This window comes from Rossellomorea oryzaecorticis (assembly GCF_045897515.1).
Classification (GTDB): Bacteria; Bacillota; Bacilli; order Bacillales; family Bacillaceae_B; genus Rossellomorea; species Rossellomorea enclensis.
On the sequence record NZ_JBJOSA010000001.1, the window covers coordinates 94,952 to 112,981 of the forward strand.

The following is an 18,030-nucleotide window of genomic DNA, read 5'->3' on the forward strand; positions in this document are numbered from 1 at the left end:
TGCGCCGGATTCCTGTTAATTGCGCCACTTCCCGGATAATTGCGCCACTTGTCGAATTTCCACTATAAAAAAAGGCCCATCCTTCATCACATCAAAGTGGTAAAGGACGGGCCTCCGAAACCGGGCACCTGTGCCATAATCTATACAGTAAACGGCGCGACATACCGCCCGTCAATATCAGTGAAGCCGTACTCCTTCGCAAGGTCACCAGCCTTAAATACCTGCCCGCTTTTCTCCATCACGTCAGGGTCACCCGCGAGTGCCGTGATGGCCCGTCCGATATAGCGCGGCGACTCGGTCTGCTTCAAATCCTCGAACTCCTTCCAATTCTCTTCATCCGCCCCGAAATGCTTCAGGACCAGTTCCGTCCTCATGAATCCGGGGGAAACGGCAAGGACAGCAATCCCATCCTCATTCAATTCTTCCGACACACCATACGCCATCCGGACAAGCGCATTTTTTGCCAGGTCATAATAAAACTGTCCGGTGTACCTGCCCTCATCCCAGAAGGTGGTATGAAAGATGACCCCTCCCCGATTTTCGCGGAGCAGCGGGATCGCATAATGATTCGTCGCCAATTGAGCCCGCACACCCGCGGTGAACATCTTATCCCAAAGGGCAAGAGGCAGCTCCCAGAAAGCCCCCGGTTCCACGCCGATATCATGCGCTCCCCATACATTATTAACGAGAATGTCCAGCTTCCCCTGTTCTTCTCGTATCTGATTGATGACGGCTTCTGTTTCCGCATCGATCGTATGGTCACACCGGACCGCAACAGCCTTCCCGCCTGCCGCTTCAATTTCAGAAACCGTATCATCAATCGTACCCGGCCAATCATTGGTTGCGTCTCCTTTCGTACTCCGGCCCGTCACATACACGGCCGCCCCCGCTTTTCCAAGCTCGATCGCTATTCCACGGCCCGCTCCCCGGCTCGCTCCGGTCACGAGTGCCACTTTTCCAGATAATGATTTCATGTCCATCATTCCTTCCATCTTCAAGATACTCTCATTATACGATTGTATTCTTGACATCAAGTGTCATATTTAATTAAATAAAATTAATAAATTTCAAGAAAAAGGTGAACGAAATGAGAGGCGACAGACTGATTTCCATCCTGCTGTTATTGCAGTCACACGGCCGGATGACCGCTGGGGAACTGGCAAAAGAGCTCGAAGTATCAGAAAGGACCATCTACAGGGACATGGATGCATTAAGCGGGACTGGCATCCCCGTCGTTGCGGACCGGGGGAAAAACGGCGGCTGGTCGCTGCTTGAAAATTACAGGACTGATTTGACCGGATTGAAGGAAGCTGAAATTCAGGCACTCTTCGTTTCACCATCCGCACATCTGCTCGAGGATCTCGGCCTGACCCGCATCTCCTCGGAAGCAAGGAACAAATTGATTGCCTCCCTGCCATCGACTTATCGCGAAAACGCCAAGGACGTCTGGAACCGGATCCATATCGACACCCGTTCCTGGCGCAGGCAGCAGGAAAAAACAGCTTCGTTCGAAGTTCTGAAACAAGCAATATGGGAAGAAAGCAAATTAAGGATCACCTATCAGCGGGCAGACGGAAAGACCGCCGACCGCATTGTCTCCCCGCTCGGCCTCGTGGCCAAAGGCGACCTCTGGTATCTGATCGCAGCCAAGGATAACGGAGACATCCGGAACTACCGGGCGTCGCGCATCCAACACGCCGAACTCCTCGAAGAAACATTCATCCGGCCGGTTGACTTCGCCCTCGCCGAATACTGGAATTCTTCAACCAAAGCCTTCATCAAGAACCTGCCCAGCTATGAAGTGAAGGTGGAGGCAGCCGCAGCCGTCGTTTCAAGGCTCACCTTCAGCGGCCGGTTCGCACGGGTCCTTGAAGTTGGTGCAGAAAACGGAGAGGGGCGGGTACCCGTTACACTTTCGTTCGATACGGAAAATGAAGCCCTGGGCTATTTGCTCGGTTTCGGGGATCAGCTGAAAGTTGTCGAGCCTGTAGGGTTGGGCAGCCGGATTTTGGAGATGGCTGAGAGGACGGCGGCTTTTTATCGGGAGGATTAGTGGAACTTTTATTTCTCGAAAAAAAGGATTAACCACGGGGTTGGACGCTGCTGAATAGGCTGGAAGCAGCGTCAATTCGGTTTAACCCCCTACAGAATAATTGTGCCGGAATCTGATTTATTGTGCCTCTTTTTAAATAATCGTGCCGGTATCCTGATATATGTGCCAAAATCACGATAATCGTGCCGATTGTCGAATTTCCTTTATCAGCCGTTTGGCAGTGGGTGAAAGGATTCCAATAGTTTCCATCGTATTATTACTATATTCCCTTTTAAGGAGCGAAAACGATGACCTACCAGGAAATCATGCAAAAACTCGAAGAACTCGGCTCGGATCAGACAAAACGGATCTTTATGAACCACGGCGCGAAAGAACCGTTTTTCGGTGTAAAGGTCGGGGATTTGAAAAAGCTGGTCAAATACGTAAAAAAGGATCATGAACTTGCCCTCAAACTTTATGATTCCGGCAATCACGATGCCATGTATCTGGCCGGTCTCTCCGTCAACCCGAAGCTTATCTCAAAAGAAACGCTTGAAGACTGGGCGGAAAAAGCCAACTGGTATATGCTTGCGGAATACACGGTTGCCGGCGTTGCCGCAGAAAGTGATTATGCGAGGGAGCTTGCGAAGAAATGGATGGATTCGGATGAAGAGATGATGGCCGTTTGCGGCTGGAGCACCTACTCAAATTATCTGTCGATCACACCGGATGAGGAGCTTGATTTGAACGAAATCAGGGTGCTCCTGAACCGGGCGAAGAACTCTGTTCACAATGAGCGGAACCGCGTACGCTATGTGATGAACGGCTTTGTCATTTCAGTCGGAAGCTATGTCCCGGCCCTTCATGAGGAAGCACTGGGTGTTGCAGAGTCGATCGGGAAGGTTCATGTAGACGTGGGAAATACCGCATGCAAGGTGCCTCTTGCTACAACATATATCAAGAAGATTGTGGACAAAGATCGTGTCGGACTGAAGCGGAAGACGTGCATCTGCTGACCATCCAAGTAAAAAACACCTCCGAACACCTGAATCGGAGGTGTTTTTTTATATTAATACGTTAAATGTCTTTTGAAAAATGGCTAATTAATGCGGATTCTGCCCCATAATCGGATAATTGCACCCTTTATTCAATTATTAGGCCTCTCCCCATCCTCATTGCGCCCTTCAATCAGTTAATTGTGCCCTTCATCTGAATCATTCTACCCTTCATGTCGAATTTTCTCCATCTAACATGACACACCAAACCGCTACCTATCCAATCCAAGCTAACGCTTCAACCCATTAATCCTCTTCGTCAACTCCAAAAACCGCGCATCCAGCTCCGCATACTCCGCGTCCCCCGGCACCATGAAACTGAGCCGCCCCAATACTTCCTGCCTTTCCGTCTCAAGCTTCAACTTCAATTCCCGCGCATCATCCTGCACGGCAGCCGGCTCACTCAATTGTTTAAGCACCCTGCCATCCTCGATCACGATCTTCACATCCGTCGTCTTTTCCACAAAATAGCGGTCATGCGATACGACGATCAGCGTGCCGTCATACTGAGCCAGCGTCTCCTCCAGCTGTTCCCGCGAAGGCAGATCAAGGTGGTTCGTCGGCTCATCCAGGATCAATACATCCTTCTCTTCCAAAATATACTTCATGAGCTTGCACTTCACCCGCTCGCCCATGCTCATATCCCGGATCGGTTCCTGCCACTGAGCCGCTGTAAATCCAAGGTGCTTCATGAGTGTCTGCACCCGGCCCCTTTCCTCGAATGTTTCCTTGTAGAAAAGCTGCGCAGGCGTCTCATCAAGCGGAAGATCGAACACCTCCTGGGTCAGATAGCCGATCCCGGCAGAAGGTGAAACCCACACATTGCCAAGAGATTCTTCCAGCCCCATGATGATCTTCAGCAAAGTCGTCTTCCCGCTCCCGTTCGGTCCGGTGATCGACACTTTCTCGCCGTGGAGGATCGTGAAATTGGCTCTGCTGAATAGAGCCTTCCCGCCAAAGGACTTCGACAGGTCCTTCACTTCAAGGAACCTCTTGCCCTTTTTATGCTGGGACTTGATCGAAAACCTCACCACATGATCCTCTTCCACCTGTTCGACCTTCGCTTTCTCAAGCTCCCTCTCCAGCCGTTTCTGCTTCGATTTCACCTGGCTGTCCATCCGCTTCGCTTTTACACGGTAGAACTCCTTATATCCTTCCTGCTTTGTCGACTGTGCATGCGCCTTCTCCGACCAGGAAGTGAGCTCCCGCATCTGACTTTCGATCCGCTTCATCATCTTCTGCTGCTTCTCATATTCACGCTGCTGCGCGAGCCGCTTCTGATCACGCGCTTCCATATAACTTGAATAATTCCCCTTATGCTCGATCAGGCCACCATGTTCAAGCGACCAGATCTTCGTCACCGCTTCGTCGAGAAAGTGGCGGTCATGCGACACCAGGATGATGGTGCCCCTGTATTCCCTGACTTGTTTTTTCAATAAGGATAAACTTTCTCCGTCCAGATGATTCGTCGGCTCATCAAGCAGCAAGAGATCTGCACTTCCGGCAAATCCTTTCGCAAGCCTTGCCTTCAGCTTCTCCCCGCCGCTCAAATGCGTGTATTCATGCGCGGGCACCTGCCATTTTTCCAGAAGTTTCACTTCCTCTGCCGAACCCCCATCTGAAAAATAGTCCTCCGATTCCTGAACGACTATTTCCATGTTCAAGCCGTCCTCCAGCAGGATTATCCGACCCTCCGCCGGCCTAATATCGCCATGAATCAAATTCAGGAGCGTCGACTTCCCTGCACCATTCCGGCCGATGATCCCGATCACGTCCCCTTCCTGCACACTTACGTTCAAACCTTCAAATAACTTCTCATCCACTATCTCATATCCCACATTCACTAATTTCAGCAGTTCTTTCATAAAATCTTCCCCTTTCCGAAAAAGGAGGACACTAAAAAAATCCTCCCAGTTGATCTGGAAGGATTAGCCGTACCTGTCGCGTACGCAAACAAAGCTATCCCTGTGATAGCTCCTGCAGCATCTTTAAAAATGGGCAGACTAATCCTATTTTGGTCCCGAGTTGAAATCAATCTATTTCAATTCATCGCGAAAATAAGATTAGTTCTTCATCGTCCACCCATCACTCCTGTCATTTATTAGTAATTATACTATACCACGGAATCCATGAATGTGGCAAAAGGAAAAAGAAAATAAGGCATATGCCTGCCTTCTCACCCGCTAAAAACTTTTCTTCAATAAATTGCAATTCAGAGAAGATTTAAGCACAAGATAAGTGGTAAGATATACTCTGGAGAATTATTTTCAGAAAGTTTACGATCAATGTGCGGAATGTAACCCCAGTCAGAGTGGACAACCCCATTTAACAGGGTGGACCCGCACGGTATATTCATGTGAAAAGGAGAGTTATTATTGGATTCGATTTGGTTAGAATACGGTTGGACATTATTGATTCTTATCGGCCTTGAAGGCCTGTTATCAGCGGATAACGCGCTTGTCCTTGCTGTCATTGCGAAGCACCTTCCTGATGATCAGAAGAAAAAAGCCATCAGCTACGGAATCTTTTTGGCATTCGCCTTCCGTTTTGGTGCGCTGTTTGCGATTTCGTTCATCGCCAATGTCTGGCAGATCCAGGCGATCGGTGCCGCTTACCTGCTTTACCTCGGATTAAAGCACGTAATCAAGGCTAAGTTCGGTAAGAAAAATGAAAATATACGGGAAGACACGGAAGAAGAAGCAAAAGGAAAGGGCTTCTGGCCGACAGTCAGCAAGATCGCCCTCGCCGACCTTGCGTTTGCGATTGATTCGATCCTTGCTGCAGTCGCACTTGCCCTCGGACTCCCAGATTCACCGCTTCCTGATTTCGGAGGTATGGACGGAGGTAAATTCCTGATCGTTGTCCTTGGCGGAATCGCCGGCCTGATCCTCATCAAGTATGCAGCAACATGGTTCGTGAAACTTCTTGAAACACGCCCGGCACTCGAGACAACCGCTTATGCGATCGTTGCCTGGGTCGGTGTGAAGCTTGCCGTCATCACGCTTGCACATGAAGACATCCATGTATTGGCCCATGACTTCCCGCACAGCACACTCTGGACCCTGATTTTCTACGGCGTCCTCGTGGGCATCGCCCTATTCGGCTGGTTCGCACCAAGCAACAAGAACCTGAAAGATAAAGAACTGATGAAATAAAAAAATGGCCTGCCCTCTCAAAGAGGACAGGCCATTTTCTTGTTACATCTTACACCCCGGGGAACCATCCCGGTGTATTGATGATTGCATTCCACAGAGGATCCGGTACAACCAGTTCCTTCTGTTTCTCCTGATCGATTTCCGTCACGATCTCATCTTCTTTTCCTTCTTCAATCTTCTTCACCCAGTCCGGATCGATGATAAGTTCACGGCCGAGCGCCAGAAGCGGCACACCGGTCCCGAATGCCTTCAATGCGTCTTCAGCTGAGTATATTGAACCTACCCCGATTAAAGGCGTACGGTCGCCGATTGTTTCCATCAGATAGTCCATCCGCGGCTTTTCGGTATCCTCCACACCTCTTCTTGGTGTTGAGAAGAACTCGAAAAGGGAAACATGGAGATAATCCAGTTCTTTATCGGCAAGTGTATCGACCAATGCCAGCGTATCCCCCATCGAGAAACCTTCCTCTTCAGGCTCTTCAGGTGAAAAACGGTATCCCACAAGGAAAGATGGGTCGGCATGTTCCGCGACAACACTTTTCACTTTCTCAACGATCGCAAGCGGGAAAGCCATGCGTTTTTCAAGGCTCCCACCGAAACGGTCTTCACGCTGATTCGTCATTGGAGAGAAAAATTGATGGATGAGGTAGCCGTTCGCACCGTGGATTTCGACACCGTCATAGCCGGCCTCGATTGCGCGGCGTGTCGTCTCGCCGAACGCTTCGATGATTTCTTCCACTTCCGATTCGGACAATGCGCGTGCTTTTTTCTCACCGTTTTCATCCTTCACTTCACTCGCACTTACAACATCCCCGTCCACAAGATCCGGCGGACACTGCACGCCTCCGTGGAAAATCTGAAGGACCGCTTTCGCACCCTGATCCTTTATACCTTTTGCTAGTCTTTCAAGGCTTGGGATCATCTCATCGGAATCGCCTCCGAATTCACCCGGGAACCCCTTCCCGTTCGCCGTCACATTCGTACACGCGGTGATAACCATGCTGACATCCTTCGAACGGCGCGCATAGTATTCGACCTCAGCGTCCGTCACATTCCCGTCTTCGTCCGATGAAAAATTAGTCATCGGCGCCATGATGATGCGGTTTTTCAACTCGACTCCGTTTTTAAATGTATATGGAGATAACAGTTCTTTATATTTTCCGTTCATGATTTTGCCTCCTTCAAGTTGTTCAAGAGCTATCATAGTAGATGAGCATATTTTTGACCAACTATCTGCTTATCCGATGTGCGGGCTTGTGCATGCTTTAATTTGGTTTTAAGGAAAAAGAATTATGCATTTGGAAATGGTGCTCATGTACAATGAAAGAAGATGACAGAAAGGAGTTGGGCAAAATGATAAAGGGGTTCGGAGGGGTATTTTGGAGATCGAAGAATTTAGATGTAGTGAAGAAGTGGTACAGTGATGTATTGAAGATTGATATTGATGATAATTGGAATGGGACGGTCATCAAACCCGAACCGGAAAACGCGACGATCTTTTCCTTTTTTACAGAAGATGAAAGTTATTTTCCAACCGATCAACAAGTGATGCTGAATTTCCAAGTACATAATATGGACGATATGATAAAACATCTCGGGCATATCGGGGTTTCCCTTGTGAAGGAAAAAGAGGAAAGTGAGTTTGGAACGTTTATTTGGATTGAGGATCCGGACGGCAGGCTGGTCGAGCTTTGGGAGAAATAGGGGAATTATCATATTATGCAAAAAACTCGCCAATCCTATGGCGAGTTTTTCATGAATTAATTAGAACAAGATTGCATCCAACGCATATTGCCCCGGTCCGATCAAGGCAACCCCGATTGCCACTGCAATCAGCGTCAGGTTATACTCATAGCCGTTGGACGTCACCCAAATTCCATTTTGTCCGTGCACCTTGATGATCGCCATCAGCATGGTTGCTGCAATCAAGATTCCTGCAAGCGGAGTCAAGAGTCCAAGTACGAACAACAATCCTCCAACAAACTCTGAAAGGCCTGCAAGCAGAGCCAGCGTAACCCCAGGCTTCATCCCGATCGATTCAAACCAGCCGCCAGTTCCCTTCAAGCCATGACCCCCGAACCATCCAAACAACTTCTGCGCTCCGTGACCGATAAACAACACACCAATGACCAGACGAATAATCAATAATCCTAAACTTAACATTTTACATTCCTCCTAATAATTTATCTTGAATTCGAGATATTCACCCAAAAAAATTTATAACTGCATGTAAACGTGTTTGAACAGATTCAGCCCCTCTGTCTGCCGTGTCCGATCCCTGACAAACTATCTTGAAATTAAATATCTTGAATACGAGATAATTTTACATCATTCCATCTCAAGTGTCAATGGGCGTTTTACTATTTTTATAAAAGGCATCTGTTTTCTAAATGATTGTTGCTTTTCGTATATAGGCTTATAACCTGAATGCAGCTTGATTACGTGGTCTCTTTGCTCTCAATCTTCGACGGACAACCCGAAAATCGCTATTTTCTTGTCTGTATAGCAAAAAAGTACACGAAAAGAACCTTATAAAAAAAAAGACCCCTCGCCACGGCAAGGGGTCCACCGGTATTAAAATCCAAGTGCCTGCAAAATATATCCGCCCGCAACCCCGATGATCACAATCATCCAGGCAGGGACTTTCCAAACATTCAGCAGTGCGAATAAAACCGCACCCAGTGCAAAATCCGAACCATCAAGAATCGAGCTTTTGATCACTGGATCATAAAATGCAGCGAGCAGGATTCCGACCACGCTGGCATTCACCCCCATAAGGATTCCCTGGAATGCGGCGCGCTTTCGCAGCTCGCTCAGGAAAGGAAGTGCAGCCACAATGAGCAGGAATGAAGGCAGAAAGATCGCCGCCGTCGCTACCGCAGCCCCTGCAATACCTTCCATCATCGTTCCAAGATAACTCGAAAACGTGAACAATGGACCTGGTACAGCCTGTGCCATTCCGTAACCTGCCAGGAATTCATCAGCCGACAGCAGACCTTGCGGAACGAGTTCCCTTTCAATCATCGGAAGGACCACATGTCCGCCGCCGAACACAAGTGACCCTACCCTGAAGAAGACATCAAAGATATTGAGCAGGCTGCTGTTGAAGGTGTTATTCAAAATTGGAAGAAAGATTAATAATCCGATTAATACAGATAACGAGACCAATCCGGTTTTTTTCGAAATACTGACGTGGAACGGCTCGATCTTTGATTCAGCCTTATCCTTAAACAGTTTCCACCCCAGCAGGCCGGCAGCCACAATAATCAAGATCTGGATCCACGCTGATGGAGCCACCAGCATGATCACCGCTGCCCCAAGCGCAATCGCAATCCTGCTTTTATCCGGTGTCAGTTTTTTCCCCAAGCCGATCAATGCATGGAGTACAACGGCAGCCGCGACTACCTTCAAACTGTGGATAAACCCTGCATCTCCAAGCGTAAAAGCTTGGTAAAGCAGTGCAAAAATCACTAGTACAATCACCGAAGGCAATGTAAATCCAAGGAATGAAATGATCCCTCCCAGGATCCCCCCGCGCAGCATGCCGATCGAAATCCCCACCTGGCTGCTCGCCGGCCCAGGAAGGAACTGGCATAATGCGATCAGATCTGCATACGTCTTATCCGTCAGCCACTTCCTTCTGTCCACATACTCATCCTTAAAATAAGCAAGATGAGCCACAGGTCCGCCAAAAGAAGTCAGTCCAAGCTTGGTGGACGTGAATAATATTTCAAGCAGTACCGACCATCTGCTTCTATCTTTAAGCTGTTGATTCAATTTCAAACACCTTCCTTCTACTTGATTTCTTTAAAGAGCTCATAAGCCTTCGCCCTGGCTTCCCGCAGGACGGTATCCCCTTTATCGGTCGTGCGGTAATATTTCCGGATCTTCCCTTCCACATTGACATCTTCCCTGGAGAGGAGCCCGTCCTTTTCCATGCCGTGAAGAATCGGATAGAGTGTCCCGGCGCTGATATCATACCCGTGCTCATGGAGTTCCTCCACCATCCAGGACCCGTAGACCGGCTCCTCTTTCGCATGGTGAAGGATATGAATGTGGATGAATCCCAGGAACAGTTTCCGCAGTACTTTATTTTCCATAAAAAATCCCTCCCACTATTCGTTATCTAATTTCGATATCGAATTTCGATTATGATTTTATCCCATCTTAAACTCCGATTCAACTCTTTCCACATATCTTTACACAGACGTAACATTCCAACCTAAAAAAGGAACTTCCGTTGAAAAACGAAAGCTCCTTTTCTTCAGCCTCTATACACACTCGCACATGTCCCTGCTGCCGGTTCATAATAGCAGTGATTCTTGAACTGACCTGCAAACGGCTGCCCGTACCATGTCGGCGGGCACGGTGCATACGGATTGAAATACCAAAGGGCATATTTACCCGGGTGCTGCCTCCAGTAATCCAGGTTCTGTTTCGCCAGCCTTTTCTCAACCGACCTCGCCCTGTTATAAAAAAGATTCCCCTTCTGAACCGCTTCAAACGAATAATTACTGCCCTGCACCTGAAAGATGACCTGCCGAATGGTCCTGACATCTCTGAAATCCAGACAATCCGCCACAGCACGGTTTACGATGACATTGCCCACATACAGCATGCCCTGCTTCCCTTCACCCTCAGCTTCAGCCCTCATCATCCTGGCCATCAACGCAACGTCCGCATCTGTATATTTCACTCTTGGCATAATTTTCACCTCAGAAATAGTGTATGAAGAAAGAATGGGTTGATGTCCGGAATCTTATATTGATGTGTAAAAAAACAGGGCTGCAGATTCCGTTGGAAATGCAGTCCCTGTTTATTAGTGTTTTTTTTCCGATGAGGGGGGTAAATGATCCAGGCTCAATCTGCGGTGTCTGAACCTGGCTCGGAGCACTTAAGTGGTGCCTGGCTCAAATCGCCTGGATTGTTCCAGGCACAATTAACCCTGATTGTTCCTGGCACAAAACACACCATTTGTTCCTGGCACAAAACCACCTATCTGTGCCTGGCACCTCATCCCGGCACCGCACCCAAAATAACCCTCACCTATCTCACCTGAACAAATCCAAAAACAACTCCCAGAACCCCTTCTCTTCCTGGGGGTCCGCCTTCTTGACTTTCTTTTCTTCCTTCTCGATGCTCTCCGTCTTGATCACGAACTGCACAGAGGAAACTTTCTTATTCTCAGAAGACACGAAGGAGACCGGTTTGAAATCAGACTTATCGTATTCTGCCAGCATCTTATCGATTTCAGCCTGCATTTTTTCAGGAAGGTCTTTTGTTTCCTGATGCAATTCAGACGTACCGTCATGGAGCTCGTTCACCCCGCCTGACAGTTCACTTGTCCCGCCGGCAAGCTCGGAGATTCCGGAATGGAGCTTCCCGTAGTTAGAGGACAGTTCACCGACACCGTTTGTATAACTCACAAGTCCTGAGTGGAACTCCCCGTATTGGCCGGACAGCTGGCTCAGTCCTTTTTGAAGTTCCGCCAGTCCGCTCATGTCCGTTTTCTTCAGGGAAGAGGACAGATTGTTCGAGATCGACGTCAGCTGACCGCTGATTTCCTTCACCGCACCGTTCATTTGATTCAGCGACGGCTCGACCGCGGCAAACGCCTGGTTTACGCTGTCATAGGACCCTTTTACCTTTTGGGCAGCAACATGGGAAGCTACCAGTTTATCGACCACTTCTTTATTCCCGGCGTTCTCACGCAGGGCAGCGATTTCTTCTTCCGTCACCTGACTTGCCGGAATCCCCTTTATCGCCGCATCAAGCGCAGCATATGCCTGCGAATAATTATCCTTCAGCTTCGTCATTCCGGCTGCCGTTTCATTCAGTCCGCCAGCCAGCTGATTCAGCCCCGCAGGCAGTTCATACAGGCTGGACAAGTCCACTTCTGCCGACTGCCCGGAAAGGGACTTATTAATGGTTGCAAGCGCATCGCGGATCGAACTTGACGCACCGACTAATTGAGACGACGATCCGTTCAGTTCCCCGAGTCCATTTTTCACCTGGGCGGATCCATCCTGGAGGCTTGCTGCACCGTTATTGATCTGTGATACCCCGTCCTCGAGCTCGACCACGCCGTCATTCAACTGGCCGATTGCATCGGACAATTCGGACATATCATCGGTCATGCCCTCGGTCCCTGTCGTATCAATTGGAAGCGTGGACGGGACCGCGGCGATTTCGACACCTTTGAATTCGAAGTCCTTCACATCCGCCTCCACTGTCAGCTTCTTCTCTTGTCCGGGCATGACGGTGAATGTGACCTGCTTATTCTTGCCGGCATTCGCCACCATCCCGTCCCCCGCTTTGATATTCTCATACGTATTCGGGAGGCTCAGTGATACCTGCAGTAAATAATTTTCGTAAAAGACAGAGTCTCCACTCGTATTTTCAGCGGTATCGATGTTGATGTCAAGATGGCCGCTCTTTCCGGCAAGCTCAGAGGGATCCACCTTCTGTCCATCGAGTATATAGGAAACCTTCACATCCCACGGAAGCTCCGTCTCTTCACTCATATTGCCCTGATATGTAAATTTCCCTTCAGGGGCTTCCATTTCGATTTTCTGCCCTTCCTGGTTCAGTTCCTTAAGGTCGGTCAGGTTCTTCACACTGCTGTACCGTCCGTAGTCGAGGATCTTACCGGCGCGTGCCACATCAAACGTATTCACGACATAGATATGATCGAGGCCGCCGTCCGCGGTCAAGGTCGCATACACCACTTCATCCTTCGACGACACTTTCCCTTCCGTTGCAGCCTGGACAGGCCCGCTCAGAAATGAAGGCAAGAACAGCATCAATGCGAGCGCACTATAGGTCAGTCGTTTTTTTCTCATCATCATTTCTCCTCATAATAATTTGCTTTATACGTTGTTTTCTTATTGAATCTATCAAATACCAGAAGCATCGCCGGCAGTACGAACAATACCATGATGAACGCGAGGAGTGCCCCTCTTCCCATCAAGAGCCCGATGGATCCGACGATCGGATTGGATGACGTGATCCAAAGGATGAAGCCGACACTCGACAGGATCGCCGCCGAAATCGAGATCGAGAATGTCTTTTCATCTAGCGTCCTCACGATGGCCTCTTTAGCAGTCATCTCCCTCCGGTAATGGGTGTACGCTTCCGTGAACAGGATGCCATAGTCGACCGTCGCGGCCAGCTGCACCGTACTGATGATCAAATAGCCGACGAACACGAGCGGCGTATTCGTAAAGTACGGGATCGACAGATTGATCCAGACCGCCGATTCGATCGTGATGAGCAGGATGATCGGGATGGTGATCGACCGGAAGCTGAACAGGAGCACGAGCGCAATCGTCACGACCGTCAGCACATTGACGACCACATTATCCTTCGTGACCGTATTTTTGATATCATACAGCGTCACGCTTTCGCCAAGTGCAAGGGCATCATCCCCGTAATAATCGGAGGCCGCTTTTTTCACCTTTTCGACGATTGAAAAAGGGACCTCGCCTTCTGTACCCTGATTTGTGTTGATGACGATCCGGCTGTAATTTTCCGAGTAGAATTCATCGGTGATCGACTTGTCGAGATAGTCAGGCGGAATCTCTGTCCCCACCTGACTCACATACGCCATGACGCCCGTGACATAGTCGAGGTTCTCGATATCCTTGACGAGCTCTTTCTCTTTCGCCGTATCCCCTTTAGGGACAAGCATGACGATCGGAGTCGTCTCACCGAATGCCTCTTCGACCTTTTTAAAGTCAATGCCGACACGTGTGTCTTCAGGTGCTTCACCCGAACCGTAGATGAACTTTGTGTTCGTCTGCCCAAGAAAAGCCGGCACAATGATCGCGAACACGAGGATCAGGCTCGGAATCTTCAATTTGACAACCTTATTCCCGATTCCTTTGAAGTCAGGAACAAAGCTCCTATGCTTCGTTTTATCCATCCATTTATAAAAAACAAGCGTCAGCGCCGGCAGGAATACCATCACGCTGATGAAACTCAGGACGATCCCCTTTACGAGGTTCACGCCAAGGTCCGACCCGATCTGGAACTCCATGAACGTCAAGGCGATGAATCCGAAGAAAGTCGTCGCCGCACTCGCCGTTATCGCCGGGAATGACTTCTTCATCGCAAGCTTCATCGCTTCCTCCGGATTATCAGTTTCCTTCCGGTAATCTTGGAAGCTGTGCAGAAGGAACACCGCGTAATCGAGCGACACCGCCAGCTGGAGGATCGGAGCGACCGACTGGGTCACGAACGACACTTCCCCTAGGAAGATGTTCGTCCCGAGGTTGATCAGAACCGACACCCCGATCGCCGTTAGGAAAAATAACGGTTCGACCCAGGAAGTCGTCGAGATGACGAGAATCAGAATGATCAGTGGAACGAGCAACATCCCCGCATACATCGATTCATTGCCGGCCATCTTCTGGGAGTTCGCTGTATTGGCCGCCTCCCCTGCTATCGCCCCTTCTTCCCCGATCAGCGCATAGATCTCATCTGTGATCCGGACTTCATCACCGGTCCGCACACTGATTGAAAACAGCGCATTCCGGTCCTTATAGTAATTCTCGACCGTATCCCGGTCCGCCACCTCAAGAGGAGTGTTGAGGTCGACCATATCATCGAGCCACATGACGTCAGTTACTCCGTCGATCGCCTCCAGTTTTTCCTTGTAGGCGAGTGCCTCCTGGATCGACACATCGGTAACCATGACCCGGGTATCCGGCACCGCTCCGGTAAACTCTTCCTCCATGGTCTCCATCGCCCGCGTCGCCTCGGCATCATCGGGCAGGTAATCGACCATATTATAATTGACCTTCACAAAAAACTGCGCCGCCGCAGACAAAATCGTCAACAACACAAACACGATCAGCACAGCCTTCTTATGCTTTATGATCCACGATGCAATATTTGTCATTTCTCAACCTCACTTGTTTCTCCAACATTTTCACCTTATCATTATAATAAACACCGTGTTGGATATTCAACGGACAGTTGAGTAGTCTATGTTCTATAACCAACACTCTTCAGCGGCATGTCGGATAACTGACGCCGTGGATGAAATTGGAAAGAAAGGAACATGAAGATGACTTCAAAAATGGACAGGCGTAAACAATACACCCGCATGGTATTAAAAGAAAGCCTACTGAAGCTGCTTCAGGAAAAATCAATTTCAAGCATCACCATCAAAGAAATCTGCGAAACGGCAGACATCAACCGTTCCACCTACTACGCCCACTACTCGAACCAATACGAGCTGCTCGAAACGATCGAAGAAGAATTCATCGAAGACCTTGTCGCAACACTAGGCAGGTATAATTTTTCAAAAGAAGAGGAAGCCCTGCAAATGACCGAAAAACTATTCGATTTCCTCGCAGACAGAAACGGCATCTGCAAGATTCTCCTCAGCGAGAACACCGATATGTATTTCTTGAAAAAAGGCATGGGGATCACCCACGAATTCATCTTCAAGAACTGGATCACCGACGGCACGATCGACGAAGAAACCTATGAATACATCAATATGTTCATGGTAAGCGGAAGTATTCATGTGATTAAAAATTGGCTGGAGAACGGGATGGATAAAACACCCGGGGAGATGGCGGGGATACTGCATCATTTTATTAATCGGGGGTTGTCGGGGGTGCGGTAAGAGCGGTGAATCATGAAAAACCGGCAGCCGGCCTTTGAAACCGGCCCTCACACGTCGGTAATAAGGCGATGGAGAAGGCACTTGCAGATAATTGTGCCTTTCGTCGATGGAATTCTACCTCTCATTTGATTAATTGCACCCCTTATTTTTTTATTGTGCCTTTCATAAAAAAATTGCGCCCTTCCCGCCAATAATTGCGCCCTTCGTGTCGAATAATCTTTACCAAAAAAAAAGAAGGGCATCCCACGGACACCCTTCTTCCTTTCAACCAAATCAATCCGTATGATGAACCGCACAGCGGTTCGGACCGATTTCAAGCTCCTGCTTCCGCGCACGATCAGCATCCTGCACTCCGCGGTTGATCATGATGATTTCTTCGAAGTTTGGCGGTTTGACTGAACTTGCGGATTTCTCCACGTCATCAAGGAATGCTTCCCGGGAAGCGGTGAACATCTTCTCATTGCGCGTCCTGATATTCCCTAATGTGTCGCCGATATATCCGTCTTCATTCAGTTCCGTATCGAAGTCTGCATAGTGGGATGGAAGGACAATGACATCATCCGCAATCCCGGACACTTTTGTATAGACCGTGTTGTACAGGTCATTCGCCCATTCCCTGACCTTGTTTCCGAGATCGGGTCGGCCGAGCCCGCTGACAAAGATTGTATCGCCGGAGAATAATAGTTTCTTATTCACGAAGAACGATACACTCCCTGGCGTATGACCCGGTGTCTTCACGGCGAGTACTTCAAGTTCGATGTCCTTGAACACGATTTTCTCATGATCTTCGAATGGGTTGAAATCAAAGACCGCTCCTTCACTCTTCATCAAATAGTAGGATCCGCCTGTTGCATCGGCAAGTTCCTTCCCGCCTGAAATATGGTCGGCGTGCAGGTGTGAGTCCACGATATGGGTGATTTTCGCACCCTCAGCCTTTGCAGCTTCCATATACTGATCTACGAATCTCGCCGGATCTACAATCAGTGCTTCGTCATCGGAAACGACCATATACGATAAGCAGCCTTTTCCGACCCGGACAAACTGATAGACCTTGATCTTTTCATCTTCATAGACTTTCGTTTGGTGCAGATGCTCGCTCCAGGATTTCATCCCGCCGCTGAGGTAGGCTGTCTCGATACCCTCTTCATCAAGCATGTCAGCAACCAGCATCGAAGACCCCTCTTTCGCACACACAACAAGGATTTCACGGTCGGATGGGAGCTTCGACTTGATTTCTTCCACACCATCAAGCAGCTCGAAATAAGGTACATTCAAATAATCGAAGTTTTCTCCTTCAATCTTCCAATCCTCGAAGTCACTGACATTGCGGACATCCAGGATAAAGAGGTTTTCTTTATTCAACATCTTTTCAGTCACATCTGCAGCCGTCCATTTTTTCACAGTCATCATTTTACCCCCTCCAGTATATTTTTTTATAAAAAAATTTACTTATTCAACAGTTCCATTACTTTATTAGGATCGAAGCCCAGTACCCACTGTCCGTTCACTTCAGTCTGCGGCACACCCATCTGCCCAGTCGTTTCAACTAGTTTCCTTGCTGCCACAGGGTCTTCCTGAACATTCACTTCTTTAAATGGAATCCCCTGACCGCTCAGGAAGTTTTTCATCATGGTGCAGTAAGGACAAGTATTTGTCGAGTAAACCGTTACGTTTTGATTCATCATGGATCTCTCCTTTTATTTTGATTAGTTTCATTAGCCTTCATTAAGCGGGGAATTTTTTCTGTTCTTTTTATACCCCTACAGGTATTTTATTTGGTATTTTATAGAATGTCAACGATTTAAGTTGAAGATTTTGTGAACGTGATTTTCTCTAAATGCCCATACTCTCTTACCATAATTTGAATACCCTTTTAGAAAGACCGATGACTCCATATTAGTGAGGTGACTATTAGATATGTATTTCGAATATTATCAATTCAGACCTCAATGCACGAGGCAATACTCCGCAAATGTCTGCTCCTACCGGTTGGAAATGCTGGAAAAACAGATTCATGAGCTTGATCGTACGGTCTATAGATTAAGCCGGAAGGTGCACCGGCTGGAACAGCTTGCCGGTTCCACTCGTCATTTCTGAACCGCAGCATAAAAGCAGGGCCTGAACGTGGATGATGCTCCTGCGTTCAGGCCC

At 48.6% G+C, this 18,030-nt stretch carries 18 protein-coding genes; 7 read left to right on the plus strand and 11 right to left on the minus strand.

The window, feature by feature from the left end; all coding sequences use genetic code 11:
* Window positions 1–140 precede the first annotated feature (140 nt).
* Complete coding sequence (locus tag ACKA06_RS00475; RefSeq protein WP_197671570.1) at window positions 141–974, minus strand: SDR family NAD(P)-dependent oxidoreductase; 834 nt, start codon at window positions 972–974, stop codon at window positions 141–143.
* A 113-nt stretch (window positions 975–1,087) separates the two neighbouring features.
* On the opposite strand from ACKA06_RS00475, the gene ACKA06_RS00480 reads away from it, so the two are divergent.
* Window positions 1,088–2,053, plus strand: coding sequence for a helix-turn-helix transcriptional regulator (locus ACKA06_RS00480; RefSeq protein WP_198258773.1), 966 nt, complete (start codon window positions 1,088–1,090; stop codon window positions 2,051–2,053).
* Between the two features lie 287 nt (window positions 2,054–2,340).
* Window positions 2,341–3,048 carry a DNA alkylation repair protein gene (locus ACKA06_RS00485; protein ID WP_032085703.1) on the plus strand — a complete coding sequence of 236 codons (708 nt, stop codon included), beginning with the start codon at window positions 2,341–2,343 and terminating at the stop codon, window positions 3,046–3,048.
* 269 nt (window positions 3,049–3,317) lie between these two features.
* On the opposite strand, the gene abc-f is transcribed toward ACKA06_RS00485, so the two are convergent.
* Window positions 3,318–4,952 carry a ribosomal protection-like ABC-F family protein gene (gene abc-f / locus ACKA06_RS00490; RefSeq protein WP_411158811.1) on the minus strand — a complete coding sequence of 545 codons (1,635 nt, stop codon included), beginning with the start codon at window positions 4,950–4,952 and terminating at the stop codon, window positions 3,318–3,320.
* A 510-nt stretch (window positions 4,953–5,462) separates the two neighbouring features.
* Between abc-f and ACKA06_RS00495 the strand changes: the two genes are divergently transcribed.
* The gene (locus tag ACKA06_RS00495; protein ID WP_032085701.1) at window positions 5,463–6,242 is read left to right on the plus strand and encodes a TerC family protein; all 780 of its coding nucleotides are present in this window, start codon (window positions 5,463–5,465) and stop codon (window positions 6,240–6,242) included.
* Window positions 6,243–6,291: 49 nt separating this feature from the next.
* On the opposite strand, the gene ACKA06_RS00500 is transcribed toward ACKA06_RS00495, so the two are convergent.
* A complete protein-coding gene (locus ACKA06_RS00500) occupies window positions 6,292–7,410 on the minus strand; it encodes an NADH-dependent flavin oxidoreductase (protein ID WP_411158812.1) in 1,119 nt (372 codons plus the stop codon).
* A gap of 185 nt (window positions 7,411–7,595) precedes the next feature.
* Between ACKA06_RS00500 and ACKA06_RS00505 the strand changes: the two genes are divergently transcribed.
* Entirely contained in the window at window positions 7,596–7,946 is a 351-nt protein-coding gene (locus ACKA06_RS00505; RefSeq protein ID WP_411158813.1) for a VOC family protein, read from the plus strand.
* 60 nt (window positions 7,947–8,006) lie between these two features.
* Here the strand turns inward: ACKA06_RS00505 and ACKA06_RS00510 are convergent, their stop codons facing one another.
* The 4 genes from ACKA06_RS00510 to ACKA06_RS00525 all read right to left on the minus strand — a co-directional run bounded on the left by ACKA06_RS00510 (window position 8,007) and on the right by ACKA06_RS00525 (window position 10,947).
* Window positions 8,007–8,405 carry a DoxX family protein gene (locus tag ACKA06_RS00510; protein WP_411158814.1) on the minus strand — a complete coding sequence of 133 codons (399 nt, stop codon included), beginning with the start codon at window positions 8,403–8,405 and terminating at the stop codon, window positions 8,007–8,009.
* 411 nt (window positions 8,406–8,816) lie between these two features.
* A complete protein-coding gene (gene chrA, locus ACKA06_RS00515; protein ID WP_411158815.1) occupies window positions 8,817–10,025 on the minus strand; it encodes a chromate efflux transporter in 1,209 nt (402 codons plus the stop codon).
* A gap of 11 nt (window positions 10,026–10,036) precedes the next feature.
* Window positions 10,037–10,342 (minus strand): PadR family transcriptional regulator, encoded by a 306-nt coding sequence (locus tag ACKA06_RS00520; protein ID WP_214873111.1) that lies wholly within the window; start codon window positions 10,340–10,342, stop codon window positions 10,037–10,039.
* A gap of 164 nt (window positions 10,343–10,506) precedes the next feature.
* Window positions 10,507–10,947: a cell wall hydrolase gene (locus tag ACKA06_RS00525; protein ID WP_064567651.1), complete on the minus strand. Its 441-nt coding sequence runs from the start codon at window positions 10,945–10,947 to the stop codon at window positions 10,507–10,509.
* Window positions 10,948–11,091: 144 nt separating this feature from the next.
* Between ACKA06_RS00525 and ACKA06_RS00530 the strand changes: the two genes are divergently transcribed.
* The gene (locus ACKA06_RS00530) at window positions 11,092–11,301 is read left to right on the plus strand and encodes a hypothetical protein (RefSeq protein WP_411158816.1); all 210 of its coding nucleotides are present in this window, start codon (window positions 11,092–11,094) and stop codon (window positions 11,299–11,301) included.
* Here the strand turns inward: ACKA06_RS00530 and ACKA06_RS00535 are convergent.
* Entirely contained in the window at window positions 11,294–13,084 is a 1,791-nt protein-coding gene (locus tag ACKA06_RS00535; RefSeq protein WP_411158817.1) for a YhgE/Pip domain-containing protein, read from the minus strand. The genes ACKA06_RS00530 and ACKA06_RS00535 overlap by 8 nt on opposite strands.
* Window positions 13,085–13,086: 2 nt before the next feature.
* Entirely contained in the window at window positions 13,087–15,144 is a 2,058-nt protein-coding gene (locus ACKA06_RS00540) for an efflux RND transporter permease subunit (RefSeq protein WP_197670136.1), read from the minus strand.
* Between the two features lie 162 nt (window positions 15,145–15,306).
* Here ACKA06_RS00540 and ACKA06_RS00545 point away from each other — a divergent pair, with 162 nt between their 5' ends.
* The gene (locus ACKA06_RS00545; protein WP_411158818.1) at window positions 15,307–15,879 is read left to right on the plus strand and encodes a TetR/AcrR family transcriptional regulator; all 573 of its coding nucleotides are present in this window, start codon (window positions 15,307–15,309) and stop codon (window positions 15,877–15,879) included.
* 273 nt (window positions 15,880–16,152) lie between these two features.
* Here the strand turns inward: ACKA06_RS00545 and ACKA06_RS00550 are convergent, their stop codons facing one another.
* Both ACKA06_RS00550 and ACKA06_RS00555 read right to left on the minus strand, forming a co-directional pair.
* Complete coding sequence (locus tag ACKA06_RS00550) at window positions 16,153–17,286, minus strand: MBL fold metallo-hydrolase (protein ID WP_411158819.1); 1,134 nt, start codon at window positions 17,284–17,286, stop codon at window positions 16,153–16,155.
* Window positions 17,287–17,324: 38 nt separating this feature from the next.
* On the minus strand, window positions 17,325–17,561 hold the full coding sequence (locus ACKA06_RS00555) for a glutaredoxin family protein (RefSeq protein WP_064567661.1): 237 nt from the start codon (window positions 17,559–17,561) through the stop codon (window positions 17,325–17,327).
* 235 nt (window positions 17,562–17,796) lie between these two features.
* Between ACKA06_RS00555 and ACKA06_RS00560 the strand changes: the two genes are divergently transcribed.
* Window positions 17,797–17,976: a hypothetical protein gene (locus ACKA06_RS00560; protein ID WP_411158820.1), complete on the plus strand. Its 180-nt coding sequence runs from the start codon at window positions 17,797–17,799 to the stop codon at window positions 17,974–17,976.
* The last annotated feature ends 54 nt before the right edge of the window (window positions 17,977–18,030 follow it).

Coding starts and splice junctions, on each gene's coding strand:
- ACKA06_RS00520 (WP_214873111.1), bottom strand. CDS start 10,342: ATGGAAAATAAAGTACTGCGGAAACTGTTCCTGGGATTCATCCACATT.
- ACKA06_RS00530 (WP_411158816.1), top strand. CDS start 11,092: ATGATCCAGGCTCAATCTGCGGTGTCTGAACCTGGCTCGGAGCACTTA.
- ACKA06_RS00505 (WP_411158813.1), top strand. CDS start 7,596: ATGATAAAGGGGTTCGGAGGGGTATTTTGGAGATCGAAGAATTTAGAT.
- ACKA06_RS00500 (WP_411158812.1), bottom strand. CDS start 7,410: ATGAACGGAAAATATAAAGAACTGTTATCTCCATATACATTTAAAAAC.
- ACKA06_RS00555 (WP_064567661.1), bottom strand. CDS start 17,561: ATGAATCAAAACGTAACGGTTTACTCGACAAATACTTGTCCTTACTGC.
- ACKA06_RS00485 (WP_032085703.1), top strand. CDS start 2,341: ATGACCTACCAGGAAATCATGCAAAAACTCGAAGAACTCGGCTCGGAT.
- ACKA06_RS00535 (WP_411158817.1), bottom strand. CDS start 13,084: ATGAGAAAAAAACGACTGACCTATAGTGCGCTCGCATTGATGCTGTTC.
- ACKA06_RS00560 (WP_411158820.1), top strand. CDS start 17,797: ATGTATTTCGAATATTATCAATTCAGACCTCAATGCACGAGGCAATAC.
- ACKA06_RS00525 (WP_064567651.1), bottom strand. CDS start 10,947: ATGCCAAGAGTGAAATATACAGATGCGGACGTTGCGTTGATGGCCAGG.
- ACKA06_RS00480 (WP_198258773.1), top strand. CDS start 1,088: ATGAGAGGCGACAGACTGATTTCCATCCTGCTGTTATTGCAGTCACAC.
- abc-f (WP_411158811.1), bottom strand. CDS start 4,952: ATGAAAGAACTGCTGAAATTAGTGAATGTGGGATATGAGATAGTGGAT.
- ACKA06_RS00550 (WP_411158819.1), bottom strand. CDS start 17,286: ATGACTGTGAAAAAATGGACGGCTGCAGATGTGACTGAAAAGATGTTG.
- ACKA06_RS00510 (WP_411158814.1), bottom strand. CDS start 8,405: ATGTTAAGTTTAGGATTATTGATTATTCGTCTGGTCATTGGTGTGTTG.
- ACKA06_RS00540 (WP_197670136.1), bottom strand. CDS start 15,144: ATGACAAATATTGCATCGTGGATCATAAAGCATAAGAAGGCTGTGCTG.
- ACKA06_RS00545 (WP_411158818.1), top strand. CDS start 15,307: ATGAAGATGACTTCAAAAATGGACAGGCGTAAACAATACACCCGCATG.
- ACKA06_RS00475 (WP_197671570.1), bottom strand. CDS start 974: ATGAAATCATTATCTGGAAAAGTGGCACTCGTGACCGGAGCGAGCCGG.